Here is a 16,050-nt window from a genome sequence, read left to right as displayed (position 1 = left end):
TACATTCGTCTTGGTATGAGTGCCCATGTGCATATCACTACCTATAGGAGCGAAGGCGCCATGGTGGTGCCTCCTGAGGTAATTCGTCACGAAGAAAACGATACCTACATCGAATATCGCGCTTCGCTACAGGACGTACCCCGGCGTATCAAGATCGAAATTGGACAGGCTACGCCCAGAGGTATAGAGGTCTTCGGCCTGCCGCAGGGGCTTGTCAGACTATGACCAAAATCAAATAAGAATGTACTCAATCGGAAGTGGTCCAATTGGAGCTGACACCCCGATAAGCCTCATAATGGGGGCAGTGGAAGTGTCCACTAGGCGCGAGGGCAACATTGCCACCGAGTCCGGGCCAACCTGGGTCGAGCAGAGGAAGCGGACAGGTCTCCCACGCCACTCGGTCGAATGCTTGCACGGAAAAATGTTTATGCTCGTGCTTAAGCCGACTCAATTCTTCTTTTGAAAGTCGCCTTTTCCTCTGTTGTTATCCCACGCGAGAGTGCATCCAGGTAGTCGGCATACCACTGCATCATGAAGCGGCGCTTCTCCAGATAGGCCGCCTGATTGTAGACACCGGCGATACCTTCTTCTTTGTGGGCAAGCTGCGCCTCGACGTGATCCTTTGGCCAGCTGTGCTCGCGAAGCAGTGTGCTCGCCGTATGGCGCGACCCGTGGCCCGTCAGCTTACCCTTGTAGCCCACCAGAGCGATGGCCTTGTTGATCGTGCCCTCACTCAGCACTGGATTCTTCGGACCCTGGCCAGGAAACACAAGCTGCTGCCGCCCGGTTTGCTGGCGGATTTCGCGAAGTGATTCTACTGTCTGTGTGGACAGCGGCACGATATGGTCTCGGCGTGCCTTCATCTTCTCCGCTGGGATGGTCCAAGTGGCCCCTTCAATGTCAATCTCAGACCACTGTGCATAGCGCACCATGCCTGGCCGTGATGCCGTGCGCAGCACCATCCAGACGGCCGCTTGAGTGATTTGGCGGCTGCGTGATCGTTGCAGAGCGCGAAGGAACCCAGGTAGCTCTGGCTCTAGCAGGTGTGGGTAGTGTGTGGTTTTCGGCGCTGCGGCAGCGACATGGCGCAATTCGCTAGCGGGATTCAGCTCACATTTCCCCTCTGCGATTGCCAGAGAGAACATCTGGCTAACCCACCCGCGCACTTTCTTCGCTATGTTGTGAGCGGCACGCTCCTCAAGACGCTTTTGCAGTTCAGTACAGTCCTGGCGTGTTATTTCATCCAGGGATTTTCGCCCCAGGGCGGGCAAAATATCCTTGTCGAGGTACAAGCGCATCTGCCTAGTGGTCCCGCCAGCACGGCCTGCATTGATCTTGCGCTGATACCAATCCTCGGCGACGTCGCGGAACAGGTAGCGCGGCTTTGCATTCTGGTCCACCGTGGATAAATCCACACCATCAGCAATGAGCCTTCGAAGGTCTTCGGCCTCGCGTCGTGCTCGCTTGCCGCTGACACCAGGGAATCCGCCGAGCCCTTTCCACGTCCAGCGACCATTTGGTCGCTTGTATCGCAGTTCCCAGGACTTTGCGCCATTGCGCTTTACACGGAAGTAGAGACCGGCGCTATCCAGTTCCCGATAATCCTTATCTTCGGGCTCCAGAGAAACCAGTACAGTGTCGGCGAGAGGTCGCCGTTTGATTTGTGAGCGCTTCATCGCCTGCCTGCTCCCTGAACGTGTATGCCTCCAACTACGGCATACACCGTTGAGCGAGTTGGAGGGGGTATTCTAGGTTACGTCAGGTGATAGAGTGGCGATAAAAGCCACTCGTAGCAAGGCTTGGATCACTGCGTGGAATACTCAAGGGGATTGAGTATGGTGCGGATGGGGAGACTCGAACTCCCACACCTTACGGCACTAGAACCTAAATCTAGCGTGTCTACCAATTCCACCACATCCGCAGAAGACGCTGCGTATACTACCAATAAACGTATGAATGTCAATGCAATCATCCTGTTTTAAACCAGTTGGCAGAGGAGGTGGCTATGCGAATGGTTCAGTACGTGAACCAGTGGTTGTCGCGCCAATTGCCGGGCTACTGTGCGTTTTGCCTATCGGCGGATTGCGGTGAGCAGGGGTGGTGCGCGCAGTGCTTCCGGGAGCTGCCCTGGAACACGTCGGCATGCCCGCAATGTGCCGAACCCTTGCCCGCTGGTGGGGGTGGACGCTGTGGCCACTGCCTGGTAGCGCCCCCTGCCTTTACGCATACAACGGCGGCACTCCGCTACCAGGAGTGCGTGGCAGAACTGGTGCATGACTTCAAATTTCATGGTTCCGCGCGAGCGGGAACGCTGCTGGTCGAGCTGATGCTCTCGACGCCTCCAGTGCAACTGGGGGGCGCGTTGCTGCCGGTGCCCATGCATCCTTCCAAGGCGCGCGAGCGAGGCTTCAACCAGGCCCAGTGGCTGGCCAGGCAATTGGGCAAGCGGCTATGCCTACCGATGCTGGGGGCTGAGTGTCACAAGCGGCTACCCTCGCAACGGTCACTGAATCGAGCCGAGCGTCAGCGTAACCTCGCAGGAGCCTACCGCGTGGCGGGTCCACTGCCAGAATGGGTCATCATCATCGATGACGTTGTCACGACGGGTGCCACGGGGCATGCTCTGGCGTTGGCGGCTCTGGCGGCGGGTGCCACGCGCGTGGACGTGTGGGCGGCGTCTCGCACGCCGCTGGAGAAGAGTTGATATACTGGCTGGCCCAATGAAAGGAGTGATCCATGGCGCACCCGTTTAGCAGCCTGTCGCCCGACCTGGTGATGTCGGCCATCGAGTCGGTGGGTATCTGGCCCGCAGGCGAGCCCTTTGCCTTGAACAGTTATGAAAATCGCGTGCTGATGTTTCGCGATGAAGAGGGCGAGCGCTGGGTGGTCAAGTTTTATCGCCCCGAACGTTGGGTGGATGCCGCGATTCAGGAAGAGCATGACTTCCTGAGGGAGCTGGCGCTGGCCGGTGTCCCTGTGATCGCGCCATGGTGCTCAGCTGATGGCGTTTCATTGCATCACTACCAAACTTTCCGCTTTTCGCTTTTCCCCCAATGTGCAGGCCAGGCGCCAGAGCTCGATAACCCGGCACACCTGTTTGCCTTGGGAAATGTCTTGGGGCGCTTGCATGACGTTGCCGCTCGCCAGCGGTTTCAGCATCGGGAGAGTTTGTCGCTCACGGATGGCGTTACCGATGCCGCGCAGCGAGTCCTGGCAAGCCCGCATTTGGATAAGTACCAGTCCCGGGCATACCAGACCGTGGTGGAAAAGTTGATGGAGCAGTTGGCGCGCGTGTCGCTAAGCCCCGACGCCTATCTGCGGGCTCATGGTGACTGCCATCTGGGTAATATTTTGGGGCGGGATGATGACTTTACGCTGGTGGATTTCGATGATTGCCTGATGGCGCCCGCCATCCAGGATGTCTGGATGCTGCTGCCTGTAGACGACCCTGAGCTTTGGCGTGGGCAGTTGGATGAGTTGATCGAAGGGTATGAAGAGGTGAGGGCATTCCCCGAGCTTGAGTTGGTGTTGATCGAACCATTGCGCGCCTATCGCTTGATTCGTCACGCGGCCTGGCTGGTATCTCGCTGGGATGATCCGGCTTTTCCTGCTGCTTTTCCCTGGGTGGCAGAACGGGGGTACTGGGATCAGCACATTCGTCTGCTCGAACAGCAGAGCCTGCAGCTGGAATCGCCTGTATGGCTTGCTGGCGGCAATCGTTAAGCTGGCCTGGCACCGCCAGGCCAGCCTGTTCACTCCGTTGCTAATGTCAGCTTATTGATTGCTTGTGGGCGCCTGGTCAGGGTCGGGGCGCTCGCTGGGGATAGGGTTGGCGACGCCATCCCCGTTGGCCTGCCTGCGCGTTGCATTGATTTCGGCGGAGGGGTTGTCCTGCGCATCGATACTGACGTTTTCATCCAGGGTCAGTAGAAAGGCCTCGCCTGGGGAGAGTTCACAGTTACCCGACGGGCACTCTATCCCGTATTGCCCATCCATCGCGTAGGCGCTGGCGGCAAACGTTCCCGAATAGATGGCGCTTTCACTGCCTTCGGTCTCGATGCAAGTAGCATCTTGCGTGGTGATACGTATCCGCTCGCCGCTCAGTTGGGCAGTAGCCACCATCAGGCAATACTCTGGCAGCTCGTGCGAGCTACCGTCGACTTGGGCAGGGTGTAGCAGAATATCATTGTGACGAGCATGCTGGCTGTCAAAACGCAGAGTCTCGATCACTTCTACACCCAGGTTGGCACCACTGGGCAGCGTCAGTTTGGGTTCTGCCGCTTGCAAAGGGCTGATGAATGCTGTGCCAAGCAAGGCCGTTAGCCAGTAGGCTGATGATTTAAATGACATAATGAGATCTCGATATAGTGCACCCGCCTGCCTGGCAGGAAATTGTGCCTTCATCATAGCACAGCACCGATAGGCACGAAGGGGGGAGCGTGTCACTCTGCCACAGCCACTTCATGTGCGTTAGAATACGTAACTGTATCGCTCTTGTTGTACATAAATTATTTTAGAGTATATTTCTTGTATAAGTTAGGGCTTTCGGCTTGCAAGACGATAAAGCGCCGCCCAGCACAGGGTGAGCCAACAATGAAGTGGTATGGCCGAGATTGACGTCACCATGCCGCACAAGACACATCAGTGTTCATGTCATGCCAGTTTCTTGCATGGCAGGTTGCACAAGGCGATCCAGTAAAAGCGAACACGTACCGAATATGAGGCCTACCATGACCGACGATATCGCCCAACATTACCGTCAAATTATCACCGCCCTGGGAGAGAACCCTGATCGCGAGGGGCTCCGCGATACACCCAAGCGCGCCGCAAAGGCCATGCAGTTCTTGACCGCAGGTTACAAACAGTCGCTGGAAGAGCTGGTAAATGGGGCCGTCTTCGAATCGCAAACCGACGAAATGGTGCTGGTCAAGAATATCGAGCTCTACTCCATGTGTGAGCACCATCTGCTGCCCTTCATTGGCAAGTGTCATATTGCCTACCTGCCCAGCGGCAAGGTTCTGGGCTTGTCCAAATTTGCGCGTATCGTCGACATGTATGCACGTCGCATGCAGATTCAGGAGAATCTGACCCGTGAAATTGCCGAGGCAGTGCAGCAGGTCACGCAAGCCAAAGGGGTGGCCGTCGTGATCGAGGCGCGCCATCTGTGCATGATGATGCGTGGCGTGGAGAAGCAGAACTCCAGCATGACGTCGTCGGTCATGTTGGGAGGCTTCCGTACCAACCAGGCAACGCGCCAAGAGTTTCTGACGCTGATCAGTTAAGGCCGACACGCACTCAGTTAAGGTACGATACGTACAAGGATTCCTGACGAGAACTTGGTCAAGACTGCCATTTCGTCTTAGCATGAAGAGGTCAATGAGCCTGAAAGGCCATCCTCTGGTCAGGAGTTTGTCATGGAAGCGCTGAGAGAAACACAGCTTTACTGCCCATTTGCCTATATCGACGGCAGTTGGGTAGCCGCCGACAGTGGCGAGCAAATCAAGGTGGTGAACCCCGCCACGGGTGAGCTCGTAGGGGATATGCCCAAGCTGGGCAAGGCAGAAACCGAGCGTGCCATCGATGCTGCGTACGCTGCACTGCCTGCCTGGCGCGGCATGACGGCGCAAGAGCGTGCCGACGTGTTGATGAAATGGCACGATCTGATGATGGAGCATCAGCAGGATCTCGCCATGCTGATGACCTATGAGCAGGGCAAGCCGATCAAGGAAGCCGCCGGCGAGATTGCCTATGCGGCCAGTTTTCTACGCTGGTTTGCCGAAGAGGCACGTCGAGTCTACGGCGAAACCATTCCTGCAGCCAAAGCCAATCAGCGTATCGTGGTGACCAAGCAGCCCGTGGGCGTTGTCGGTGCCATTACGCCGTGGAATTTTCCGGCGGCCATGATCACTCGTAAAGCAGGCGCCGCCTTGGCGGCGGGCTGTACCATCGTCGTGAAGCCTGCCAGCCAGACGCCGTTCTCGGCGACCGCCTTGGCGCTGTTGGCAGAACGGGCGGGCGTGCCGCGCGGTGTGTTCAACGTCGTGCCTGGGCGTGCGGCGGATATTGCCGAGGCGCTCACTCACTCTTCCAAGGTGCGCAAGATCACCTTTACAGGCTCGACCGAGGTGGGCAGCCAGTTGATGGCTCAAGCCGCTGAGCACGTTCAGAAGATTTCCCTGGAATTAGGTGGCAACGCGCCCTTTATCGTGTTTGAAGACGCCGACCTGGACGCTGCCGTCGAAGGCGCCATGGCTGCCAAGTTCCGTAATGCGGGGCAGACGTGTGTCTGTACCAACCGCTTTCTGGTGCAGTCCAGCGTCATCAATGCGTTCTGCGAGAAGCTGGCCGTGGCCATGAACAGCGAGCTGAAAGTCGGTGACGGGACGCGAGAAGGGATCAATATTGGCCCGCTGATCGATGAAAATGGCGTCAAAAAAGTCAGTGAACACGTTCAGGACGCCATCGACAAGGGCGCCGAGCTGTTGTTGGGGGGCCACCCACATCCATTGGGGGGGAATTTCTTCACGCCCACGTTGGTCAGCTTTGCCAACGACAGCATGAAAGTGGCCCAGGAAGAGACGTTCGGCCCCTTGGCAGCGGTGTTTCCTTTCGACGAAGAGGAGACGGCGGTCGAAATGGCCAACGATACGCAGTATGGTCTGGCCGCGTATTTTTATTCGCGTGATCTGGCCAGGGTGTGGCGCGTGGCCGAAGCGCTCGAGTATGGCATGGTGGGGATCAATACCGGGCTGATTTCAAACGCTGCAGCGCCCTTTGGTGGCGTCAAGGCATCCGGCCTGGGGCGTGAAGGGGGGCATCAGGGGCTGGAGGAGTACCTGGAAACCAAGTACCTGTGCATCGATCTGGGGTGACCCTCAAAAAAACCCCCTGCGAAGTGCTTCGCAGGGGGTTTTTAAAGGCTTAGTGGCGGAAGTGGCGCATGCCGGTGAAGACCATGGCAATGCCCGCTTCGTTGGCCGCATCGATGACTTCCTGGTCACGCATTGACCCACCAGGCTGAATCACCGCAGTGATGCCAGCCGCCGCGGCGGCATCGATGCCATCGCGGAACGGGAAAAAGGCATCCGACGCCATGACGGAGCCAGGAACCGTGAGCCCTTCATCGGCAGCCTTGATACCCGCAATTTTGGCGGAGTAGACGCGGCTCATCTGACCCGCCCCCACGCCAATCGTCTGACCAGCCTTGGCATACACGATCGCGTTGGACTTGACGAACTTGGCCACGCGCCAGGCAAACGCCAGATCACGCAACTCTTGCTCGGTGGGCGCACGCTCGCTGACCACCGTCAGCTCCGCTTCACTGACCATACCCTCGTCGCGCTCCTGGACCAACAGCCCGCCATTGACGCGCTTGAAGTCGTAGGCAGCCTGCGGTTGGCCTGGCCAATGTGCGCTGACATCCAGCAGGCGCACGTTCTGTTTTTCAGCCACGATAGCGGCCGCTTCATCGCTTACCCCGGGGGCAATGATGACTTCCACGAACTGACGATCAACGATGGCGCGGGCGGTGGCGGCATCCAGGGCGACGTTGAAGGCGATAATACCGCCAAAGGCGCTGGTAGGATCGGTGGCAAACGCTTTGTCGTACGCTTCCAGGGCGTTGGCGCCCACCGCTACTCCGCAGGGGTTGGCGTGCTTGACGATGACGCAGGCGGTGTCATCGAAAGCCTTGACGCACTCGAAGGCAGCATCGGTATCGGCCACGTTGTTGAAAGAGAGCGGCTTGCCTTGAAGCATGCGAGCGGTAGACACGCTGGGCTCGCTGGCCTCGGGGTCAACGTAGAAAGCTGCCTGCTGGTGCGGGTTTTCACCGTAGCGCATGTCCTGCTTCTTGTGCAGTTGCAGGTTGAACGTGCGCGAGAATGTGGTTTCTTCGCTGGCCACTTTGCGGCCCAGGTAGTCGGCAATGGCGCCGTCATAACCCGCCGTGTGTTCGAATGCCTTGACGGCCAGGTCGAAACGCGTCGGCTGAGTCACCTGGCCGCCATGCCTGGACAGCTCGTTCAACACGCGGGAGTAGTCGTCCGCGTTGACGACGATAGTGGTGTAGGCATGGTTCTTGGCGCAGGCGCGCACCATGGTAGGGCCACCAATGTCGATGTTCTCGATGGCGTCTTCCAGCGTGCAATCCGGTTTGGCGATGGTGGCCGCGAACGGGTAGAGGTTCACCACGACCATGTCGATGGGGCTGATATCGTTATCGGCCATCACGGCGTCGTCCTGACCGCGACGGGCCAGAATGCCACCATGGATTTTGGGGTGCAGGGTCTTGACCCGGCCGTCCATGATTTCTGGAAAACCGGTATGTTCGGAGACTTCGGTCACGGGGACGTCGTTCTCTTGCAACAGTCGGTAGGTGCCGCCGGTCGAGAGCAGTTCGACGCCATGTTTCACGAGGCCCTGTGCGAACTCGACAATGCCGGTTTTGTCGGAGACGCTCAGCAGGGCGCGGCGGACGGGGGTAGCGGTGCTATCAGCCATGGGAGTGCTCATGTATCAGGTCTAGGGTTGGAACAGCCAGGTTTAAAACGGCAACGCCCCTTAAGGGGCGTCACGATCGATCAGTCCATACAGCTTGAGCTTTTTGCGCAGCGTGCCGCGGTTCAGGCCCAGCACGTCGGCGGCACGGGTCTGGTTGCCGTCGGTGTGCTCCAGCACGCAGGCCAGTAACGGCGCCTCCACTTCGGCCATCACCATGGCATACAGGTCCGATGCCTGACCTCCATCAAGGTGCTCGAAATAGCGACGCATGGCCGTTTCGACGGCTTCCCGCAGCGGTTGAGGCTGGGCCGTGGTCGCCGGGTCCGCCAGGGTGCCCGCCAGTGGTGATGAACTTTCGCTTGAGAACAGGTCGCGTTCAGTCATGCGGCATGGGTTCCTTTGGCTAGCAAATGCTGGGAGGCGCTATGGGTCATGGCGTCATCAATCCATTGAAACTGCGCATCGGGTGATGCGAGCGCATTGAACTGCTGCTTCAAGCGGCGCTGCTCGGTATGGGTGAAGCGTGTGTCTTCATCGAGGTACCAGCCCACATGTTTGCGTGCAATGCGCACGCCCATGGTGTCGCCGTAGAACGCGTGCAGGGCGTGCAGGTGCTCGGTCAACACTTGGCGGCGCTCTGCCAGCTCAGGGGCGGGCAAGTGCTCGCCATGGGTCAGGTAGTGAGTGATCTGCTGGAAGATCCACGGGTTGCCCTGGGCACCACGACCAATCATGACCGCATCGGCACCGGTATGGCGCAGCACGCGGGCCGCCTTCTCTGGCGAAGTGATGTCGCCATTGGCAATGACGGGAATGGTGAGTCGTGACTTGATCTCGGCGATGGTGTCGTATTCGGCTTCGCCCGTGTAGCGCTGCTGGCGGTGGCGTCCATGGACGGCCAGCGCCTGTATGCCTGCCGACTCGGCCAGTTGGGCAATCCGCAGGCCATTGTTGGAGTCGGCGCACCAGCCCGTGCGAATCTTGAGCGTCACGGGAATATCGACGGCACTGACCACCGCATCGAGAATCTCGGCCACCAGGGCTTCATCGCGCAGCAGCGCTGAGCCAGCGGCCTTGTTGCACACTTTCTTGGTGGGGCAGCCCATGTTGATGTCGATGATCTGCGCGCCCAGTTCGGCATTCAGGCGAGCTGCTTCGGCCAGCATCTGCGCATCGCCACCCGCAATTTGTACTACCCGGGGCGCGGGTTCGCCTTGATGATCCATACGCAGCTGCGATTTGCGCGTGTGCCAGAGCGAAGGGTCGGACGTGACCATTTCACCCACCACCCAGCCCGCCCCCAGGCGCCGACACAGCTGCCGGAAAGGGCGATCGGTGACACCTGCCATGGGCGCAAGTATCACGGGGTTGGGCAGTTGATAAGGCCCAATCGCAGGGGGCTGGATAGTCATCATGGTCATGGCGGTGCACTTTGATAGGCATGAAAACGACGAATAGCGCGTTTCAAGGGAGCGTATGATACGCCTACTCGCCGCAGTAATGAAGGAAAGCGCAGCAAATTATGCGGGTCTCCAGCCGGTCAAGCGTACCCAGCCTTCACGCAGGGTTGGCTCTTCCATGATAAGTCCTTGGGCTTCATATGCTTCCAGCACATCGTTGGCCTGCTTGGCAAGAATGCCCGAGAGCGCAATGTGGCCTCCGGGTGCCACGTGGCTGGCAATCATGCCCGACAGTTCGACCAGCGGGCCGGCCAGAATGTTGGCCGTCACGATAGGGTAGGTCTGGTCATCGGCCAGTTGCTCGGGGTAGTAAAGTGACAAGGCCTGTTCGGCAATACCGTTGCGCTCCGCATTGTCGCGACTGGCTTGCAGCGCCTGCGGATCGATGTCGGTTCCGTCGGCGCTGGACGCCCCCAGTTTCAGGGCAGCAATGGCCAGAATGCCCGAGCCGCAGCCCACGTCCAGCACGCGCTGGTGGGTCAGAACGCCTTGCACGGCCAGGTGGTCGAGCCATTCCAGACAGAGTGCGGTGGTGGGGTGCGTGCCGGTACCAAAGGCCAGGCCAGGGTCCAGGATCAGGTTGACCGCCTCTGCTTCGGGGGGCTCCAGCCAGCTGGGCACGATCCACAGCCGCTGGCCCATGCGCAGGGGAGTGAAGTCATCCATCCATTCCCGCTCCCAGTCCCGGTCGGCCAGCAGCTCGTACTCGATGGTGGGGCAGGGTTCGCCGGGCATGTGTTCTGCCCAGGCGGCCTCGATACGCTCCAGCATCTCGCTGATGCCATCGAGGTCATCATACAGTCCCGTCAATACGGTATCTTGCCAGAGTGGCGTGGTGCCTCGTTCCGGTTCGAAGACGGGGTCGTCGTGGGCATCCTGGAGGCCGATGGCCGTAGCACCCTCGTCCAGCAGCAGCTCTTCAAGAAGCTCGGCCTGCTCAGGAGCAACGTGCGCTTTTAATTGCAGCCAGGGCATGAGAAGTCTCCACGGGGTCAGTGAATGGTCATGAAACGCTCACGGGGTGGCAATCGCCACCCCGCGTAGACAACCTGGCGTTACTCCGATGAGGAGGCGTCAGGTTTGCAAGCATCAGGTCACTACCTAGCTGCTCAGCTTCTTTTCCAGGTAATGGATGTTGACGCCACCTTGGCGGAAGTAGCTGTCTCGAACCAGGTCTTTCTGCAGGTCGATATTGGTCTTGATACCTTCCACCAGCAGTTCGTCCAGCGCATTGCGCATGCGGGTCAGCGCGATGTCGCGATCGGCGCCCCATGTAATCAGCTTGCCGATCAGCGAATCGTAATGCGGTGGAACGGTGTAGCCCGTGTAAAGATGCGAGTCCATGCGAACGCCCAGGCCGCCGGGAGCGTGGAACAGCGTCACTTTGCCGGGAGACGGCATGAACGTACGTGCGTCTTCGGCATTGATACGGCATTCGAAGGCGTGCCCATTGAGCTGAACGTCTTCCTGGCGAATCGACAGGGGCATGCCGGCGGCGATGCGCAGCTGCTCCTTGACGATATCCACGCCGGTGACCATCTCGGTCACGGGATGCTCCACCTGAACCCGAGTGTTCATCTCGATAAAGAAGAACTCACCCTCTTCGTAAAGGAACTCGAAGGTGCCGGCGCCACGATAGTTGATCTCGATACAGGCCTGACGGCAGGCTTCCAGAACCTTGGCGCGTGCCTCGGGGTCGAGGCCGGGCGCTGGGGCCTCTTCGAGCACCTTTTGGTGGCGGCGCTGCAGGGAGCAGTCCCTGTCGAACAGGTGAATCGCGTTACCTTGGCCATCGGCAAGTACTTGCACTTCGACATGGCGAGGCTTCTCGAGAAACTTCTCCATATAGACCGTGCCGTCACCAAAAGCAGCATGCGCTTCGGTGCGGGTCACGGTAATGGCAGACAGCAGGTGCCCTTCGGTATGCACCACGCGCATGCCACGCCCGCCGCCGCCCGCTGCGGCCTTGATGATCACCGGGTAGCCAATGCGGCGCGCAGTGGCCATGTTGGTGGCATCGTCATCGCCCAGAGGGCCATCCGAACCAGGAACGGTCGGGACGCCTGCTGCCTTCATGGCCTCGATGGCGCTGACCTTGTCGCCCATCAGGCGAATGGTCTCTGCACGGGGGCCAATAAAGGTGAAGCCTGAGCGTTCTACCTGCTCGGCGAAGTTGGCGTTCTCGGAAAGGAAGCCATAGCCCGGGTGAATCGCGCTCGAATCCGTCACCTCGGCGGCGCTGATCAAGGCTGGGATGTTCAAGTAGGATTGCGCGGAAGCAGCAGGGCCGATGCAGACGGCTTCGTCTGCCAGGCGAACGTGCATCAACTCGCGGTCGGCTTTGGAGTGAACCGCTACGGTCTTGATGCCTAGCTCTTTACACGCTCGCAAGATGCGTAGGGCTATCTCGCCGCGGTTCGCGATAAGTACCTTGTCCAGCATGGGAGAGTCCACCCGTATCGTAATGAAAGATTAAGCGAGGACGATCATGGGCTGATCGAATTCCACCGGCTCGCCATCTTCCACCAGAATGGCTTCGACCACGCCATCACGGTCGGCTTCGATCTGGTTCATCATTTTCATGGCTTCGACGATGCACACGGTGTCGCCTTGCTTCACGGTGTCGCCAACTTCAACGAAGGCCTTGGCGCCTGGGGCCGGACTGCGGTAGAAAGTGCCGACCATGGGAGAGTTGACGGCTTCACCGCGATAGCTGGCACCTTGGGGTTCCGCTTCGGCGCTGGGGGCGCTTGGCGCGGCCGCCTGTGGCGCGTATGCGGGCTGGGCGTATTGCGGCATTGGCTGTGGCTGCCAGCTGACTCCATTCGGATGGCGGCTGATACGAACCGATTCTTCGCCTTCCTGAATTTCGATTTCGCTGATGTTGGACTCTTCCAGCAGCTCGATCAGCTTTTTGACCTTACGAATATCCATCTATATAGCCCCAAACGTTAATCAATAAAACACAACGCAGCAGGTCGAACCTGCCTGCTTGCGTGCGGCGCAGTAAACCTGATTTTAAAACGAGGAGAACGCTGCACGATGGCGAACGTTACCCTTGTGTAAACGCTAAAAGATGAGCTTTTTAGCAAATATGGCTGCGGAGTTTGCCGAAAAAGTAGCGCACTGTCCAGTGATCACCTCAGCCGTGACGAATTTTGCGACTTAAACGACCGTTTGACGACGTTGGCGACATAGCCTTAAAAAAATGGCCAGCGCACCGTACTGCGCTGGCCATGTCATTCAGACTAGTGCAAGGCTAACCTTGCTGCCACCGCTTGAGTGAATCGAGGTGCTGCGCCAGTGCTTGTGCCGTGACTTCGCCTTGTATACGTGCGTCGCGCACTTCTTCGCCTTGGTGAAAGAACAGCAGGCTGGGCGGTCCAAACAGATCGAAGTGATTCAGTAACGCCCTGCTGTCTGCGTTGGTGTTGGTAACATCGACCGCGACGCGTTGAAAATCGTTCAATTGCGCGGCCACCTGCGGGTTGGGATAGACGTCTCGTTCCATCAGCTTGCAGGATATGCACCAATCGGCAGTGAAGTGCACGAATACCGGCTGGTCGGATTGAGCTGCTTGTTCCAGTTGGGATTGCAGTTCACTCAGCGTACTGACCGTTTCAAAGGCCAGTGGTGTTTCGGCTGACGTGGTCGAGCTGCTGCCTAGCATCAATGGGCGTAGTGGGTTGGTGCCGCCCTGAGCCGCTCCCAGTACCAGCGCTATCCCCCAGGCCAGCAGCATCAGGCCCAGGGTCTGGCGCGCCTTGGCCCAGCCCGAGGTGTGCTGGAGTGTCAAGGCGCCCAGCGTCAGGGCGGTACCGATGGCCAGGGCTGCCCAGAGCAGCAGGGCAAGAGAGGGGGCAACGAGACGTTCGATCATCCAGATGGCGACCCCCAGCATCAGCAGGCCAAACGCGACCTTGACGCCATTCATCCAGGCGCCCGAGCGCGGTAGCAGTGTCGTGCCAAAGGTGCCTACTAGGAGGAGCGGCACCCCCATGCCCAGGCCTAGTGCAAAAAGAGCTGCGCCCCCCACCATGGCATCACCGGTGGACGATATGAACACCAGGACGCCCGCCAATGGCGCGGTGACGCACGGTGAAACCACCAGCACCGAAAGGGCTCCCGCCAGGGCCAGGCCTGCCGGGCCGCTGCGTTGGGCACGCGCCTGCCAAGTGTCGACGGTATTGGCGACTCGAGGAGAAACGCGCAGATCGAAAGCGCCGAACATGGCCAAGGCAAACAGAGTGAACAGTAGTGCAAACGTGATGAGCACCGGCGCCGACTGAAGGTGTGCCTGCAGGTTCAAGCCTGCGCCGAACAGGCCCATCAATACGCCTACCAACGCATAGGTGCTGGCCATGCCCAGCACGTAGCTGGCTGACAGCACGAAAGCCCGGGGTCTGGTCGGGTTTTGCCCTACCACGATGGAGGAAAGAATAGGAATCATGGGCAGGACGCAGGGCGTAAAAGTCAAACCGATTCCTGCCACAAAGAACAGCCCGAGCATCAAGGGCAGGCTGGCCTCACTCATCAGGTTGCGAAAACGGCTGTCCTCGCTTTGCGGAGCAGTAAAGCCGGAGGGTTGAGCGATGGAAGATTGAGCATCGTCTGTAAGCGCGGTATTGACGGGATCAGCCGCCCCTTGGCGTTCACTCCATTGTGCGAACTGGGCAGGTGGCGACGCTTGCGGAGCCTCCAGAGTGACCCGTTCGGGCGGGTAACAAAGTCCGGCATCGGCACACCCCTGAAACGTCAGCTCGATATGGGCCGGGCCAGAATGGGGCGCGGAAAAGGGTACTTCGAACACCAGGCTGTCGCGAAAGATATACACGTCACCCATGAACTCATCGTTGGTGAACGTTCCTTCGGCGATGATGGGGGCTTCCAGGCTGAGATCTTCTTGCAGGCTGGTGACCGCGAGCTGGTGTCGATAAAGATAATATTCGTCGGCAATGTCGATGCCGATATAGAGCATCTCTTCGTCATGCCAGGCGGTAGGTTGAAACGCCTCCATGACAGGCAGAAAATCGTTTTGATTACTGGACGAAAACCATTGGCCTTGCGCCAGCAACGGCAAGCAGGCAAGCAGGCAAAAAAGAGAGAAGCGTTTGAGCAGTAACACGAGGTTTCCTTACGCAGCGGTGTCTAGCCAACAATAGCACGCAGGATAGCGTAACCGTTCGCCCGGGCGTAGCGGCTGCGGTGACATGACGCGCTACTTCATGTTCGCTTAACCCAGTATGCAAAAGGCCGCCCGAAGGCGGCCTTGGACGAATCATGGCAGAACGTTTGCCACTTGAACGTCGACTCAGGACTTCTTGTAAGCCGCCACGGATTTTTCGATGGCCTTGCGAGCGGCTTCAACCCCTTCCCACGACTCTACCTTGACCCACTTGCCTTTCTCCAGGTCCTTGTAGTTCTCGAAGAAGTGGGCAATCTGTTGGCGCAGCAGTTCCGGCAGGTCGGTGACTTCCTGAACGTCGTCATAGAGCGAGGAGAGCTTGGCGTGAGGAACACATACCAGCTTGGCGTCTTCACCTGCTTCGTCGGTCATGTTCAGGATGCCTACCGGACGGGCGCGGATGACGCTGCCGGGGGCGACCGGGTAGGGAGTCACCACGAGTGCATCGAGGGGGTCGCCATCATCTGCCAAGGTGTGCGGAATGAAACCGTAGTTGGCCGGGTAAAACATCGGAGTGGCCATGAAACGGTCAACCAACAGTGCGCCCATGTCCTTGTCGATTTCATACTTGATAGGCGCGTGGTTGGCAGGAATTTCGATCGCCACATAGATATCGTTGGGCAGATCCTTTCCAGCGGGGATGTTATCGAAGTTCATCTTGAGTTCCTTGGCTTGGCTTATCTATTGCGATTGAGGCAGATGTCACACAATTGATGCATTGCATTAATAGGGCAGAATTATACGAACATGACTGCCAGATTACCAATGCGACATAGGTGTTTGACGTTGACCAAGGCAGCGGGTGGGGTGCTCTTTGATGGCCGACGCGACGTTTGGTGGGCATCGTTTCGGCGTCTCAGCGTGTATCATGTCGCCGAGTGATCGTGGCAAGGACCTTTATGT

At 58.7% G+C, this 16,050-nt stretch carries 15 protein-coding genes and 1 tRNA gene; 5 read left to right on the top strand and 11 right to left on the bottom strand.

The window, feature by feature from the left end; genetic code table 11:
- On the top strand, window positions 1-225 hold a 225-nt coding region (locus tag IE091_RS15150; protein ID WP_229800861.1), incomplete at its 5' end, for a hypothetical protein.
- Window positions 226-437: 212 nt separating this feature from the next.
- Here the strand turns inward: IE091_RS15150 and IE091_RS15145 are convergent.
- Together IE091_RS15145 and IE091_RS15140 are read right to left on the bottom strand one after the other, a co-directional pair.
- Window positions 438-1,676, bottom strand: a complete 1,239-nt coding sequence (locus IE091_RS15145) for a tyrosine-type recombinase/integrase (RefSeq protein WP_189464026.1) — start codon at window positions 1,674-1,676, stop codon at window positions 438-440.
- 160 nt (window positions 1,677-1,836) lie between these two features.
- Window positions 1,837-1,921: transfer RNA gene (locus tag IE091_RS15140), tRNA-Leu, on the bottom strand.
- Window positions 1,922-2,005: 84 nt separating this feature from the next.
- Here IE091_RS15140 and IE091_RS15135 point away from each other — a divergent pair.
- The gene (locus IE091_RS15135; RefSeq protein ID WP_229800860.1) at window positions 2,006-2,704 is read left to right on the top strand and encodes a ComF family protein; all 699 of its coding nucleotides are present in this window, start codon (window positions 2,006-2,008) and stop codon (window positions 2,702-2,704) included.
- 32 nt (window positions 2,705-2,736) lie between these two features.
- Entirely contained in the window at window positions 2,737-3,723 is a 987-nt protein-coding gene (locus IE091_RS15130; protein ID WP_096923070.1) for a serine/threonine protein kinase, read from the top strand.
- Window positions 3,724-3,774: 51 nt separating this feature from the next.
- Here the strand turns inward: IE091_RS15130 and IE091_RS15125 are convergent, their stop codons facing one another.
- Window positions 3,775-4,350: a hypothetical protein gene (locus IE091_RS15125; RefSeq protein WP_096923069.1), complete on the bottom strand. Its 576-nt coding sequence runs from the start codon at window positions 4,348-4,350 to the stop codon at window positions 3,775-3,777.
- Window positions 4,351-4,730: 380 nt separating this feature from the next.
- On the opposite strand from IE091_RS15125, the gene folE reads away from it, so the two are divergent.
- Together folE and IE091_RS15115 are read left to right on the top strand one after the other, a co-directional pair.
- Complete coding sequence (gene folE, locus IE091_RS15120; protein ID WP_039178202.1) at window positions 4,731-5,282, top strand: GTP cyclohydrolase I FolE; 552 nt, start codon at window positions 4,731-4,733, stop codon at window positions 5,280-5,282.
- Between the two features lie 132 nt (window positions 5,283-5,414).
- The gene (locus IE091_RS15115) at window positions 5,415-6,872 is read left to right on the top strand and encodes an NAD-dependent succinate-semialdehyde dehydrogenase (RefSeq protein ID WP_039178199.1); all 1,458 of its coding nucleotides are present in this window, start codon (window positions 5,415-5,417) and stop codon (window positions 6,870-6,872) included.
- A gap of 49 nt (window positions 6,873-6,921) precedes the next feature.
- Here the strand turns inward: IE091_RS15115 and purH are convergent, their stop codons facing one another.
- The 8 genes from purH to ppa form a co-directional block, all read right to left on the bottom strand.
- The gene (gene purH, locus IE091_RS15110) at window positions 6,922-8,502 is read right to left on the bottom strand and encodes a bifunctional phosphoribosylaminoimidazolecarboxamide formyltransferase/IMP cyclohydrolase (RefSeq protein WP_039178194.1); all 1,581 of its coding nucleotides are present in this window, start codon (window positions 8,500-8,502) and stop codon (window positions 6,922-6,924) included.
- 60 nt (window positions 8,503-8,562) lie between these two features.
- On the bottom strand, window positions 8,563-8,886 hold the full coding sequence (fis, locus tag IE091_RS15105) for a DNA-binding transcriptional regulator Fis (protein WP_189464025.1): 324 nt from the start codon (window positions 8,884-8,886) through the stop codon (window positions 8,563-8,565).
- Window positions 8,883-9,923 (bottom strand): tRNA dihydrouridine synthase DusB, encoded by a 1,041-nt coding sequence (gene dusB, locus IE091_RS15100; protein WP_189464024.1) that lies wholly within the window; start codon window positions 9,921-9,923, stop codon window positions 8,883-8,885. The genes fis and dusB overlap by 4 nt, the downstream gene beginning before the upstream one ends.
- A gap of 99 nt (window positions 9,924-10,022) precedes the next feature.
- Entirely contained in the window at window positions 10,023-10,937 is a 915-nt protein-coding gene (gene prmA, locus IE091_RS15095; RefSeq protein ID WP_189464023.1) for a 50S ribosomal protein L11 methyltransferase, read from the bottom strand.
- Between the two features lie 126 nt (window positions 10,938-11,063).
- On the bottom strand, window positions 11,064-12,404 hold the full coding sequence (accC, locus tag IE091_RS15090; protein WP_039178186.1) for an acetyl-CoA carboxylase biotin carboxylase subunit: 1,341 nt from the start codon (window positions 12,402-12,404) through the stop codon (window positions 11,064-11,066).
- Window positions 12,405-12,434: 30 nt separating this feature from the next.
- A complete protein-coding gene (gene accB / locus IE091_RS15085; protein ID WP_039178182.1) occupies window positions 12,435-12,896 on the bottom strand; it encodes an acetyl-CoA carboxylase biotin carboxyl carrier protein in 462 nt (153 codons plus the stop codon).
- A gap of 325 nt (window positions 12,897-13,221) precedes the next feature.
- The gene (dsbD, locus tag IE091_RS15080; RefSeq protein WP_189464022.1) at window positions 13,222-15,087 is read right to left on the bottom strand and encodes a protein-disulfide reductase DsbD; all 1,866 of its coding nucleotides are present in this window, start codon (window positions 15,085-15,087) and stop codon (window positions 13,222-13,224) included.
- A gap of 186 nt (window positions 15,088-15,273) precedes the next feature.
- Complete coding sequence (gene ppa, locus IE091_RS15075; protein WP_039178176.1) at window positions 15,274-15,804, bottom strand: inorganic diphosphatase; 531 nt, start codon at window positions 15,802-15,804, stop codon at window positions 15,274-15,276.
- Between the last annotated feature and the right edge of the window lie 246 nt (window positions 15,805-16,050).

It is taken from the genome of Vreelandella hamiltonii, from assembly GCF_014651775.1.
In the GTDB taxonomy this organism is placed as follows: Bacteria; Pseudomonadota; Gammaproteobacteria; order Pseudomonadales; family Halomonadaceae; genus Vreelandella; species Vreelandella hamiltonii.
Note: the sequence above shows the minus strand (reverse complement) of the source record. Positions and strands in the feature narration are given on the sequence as shown.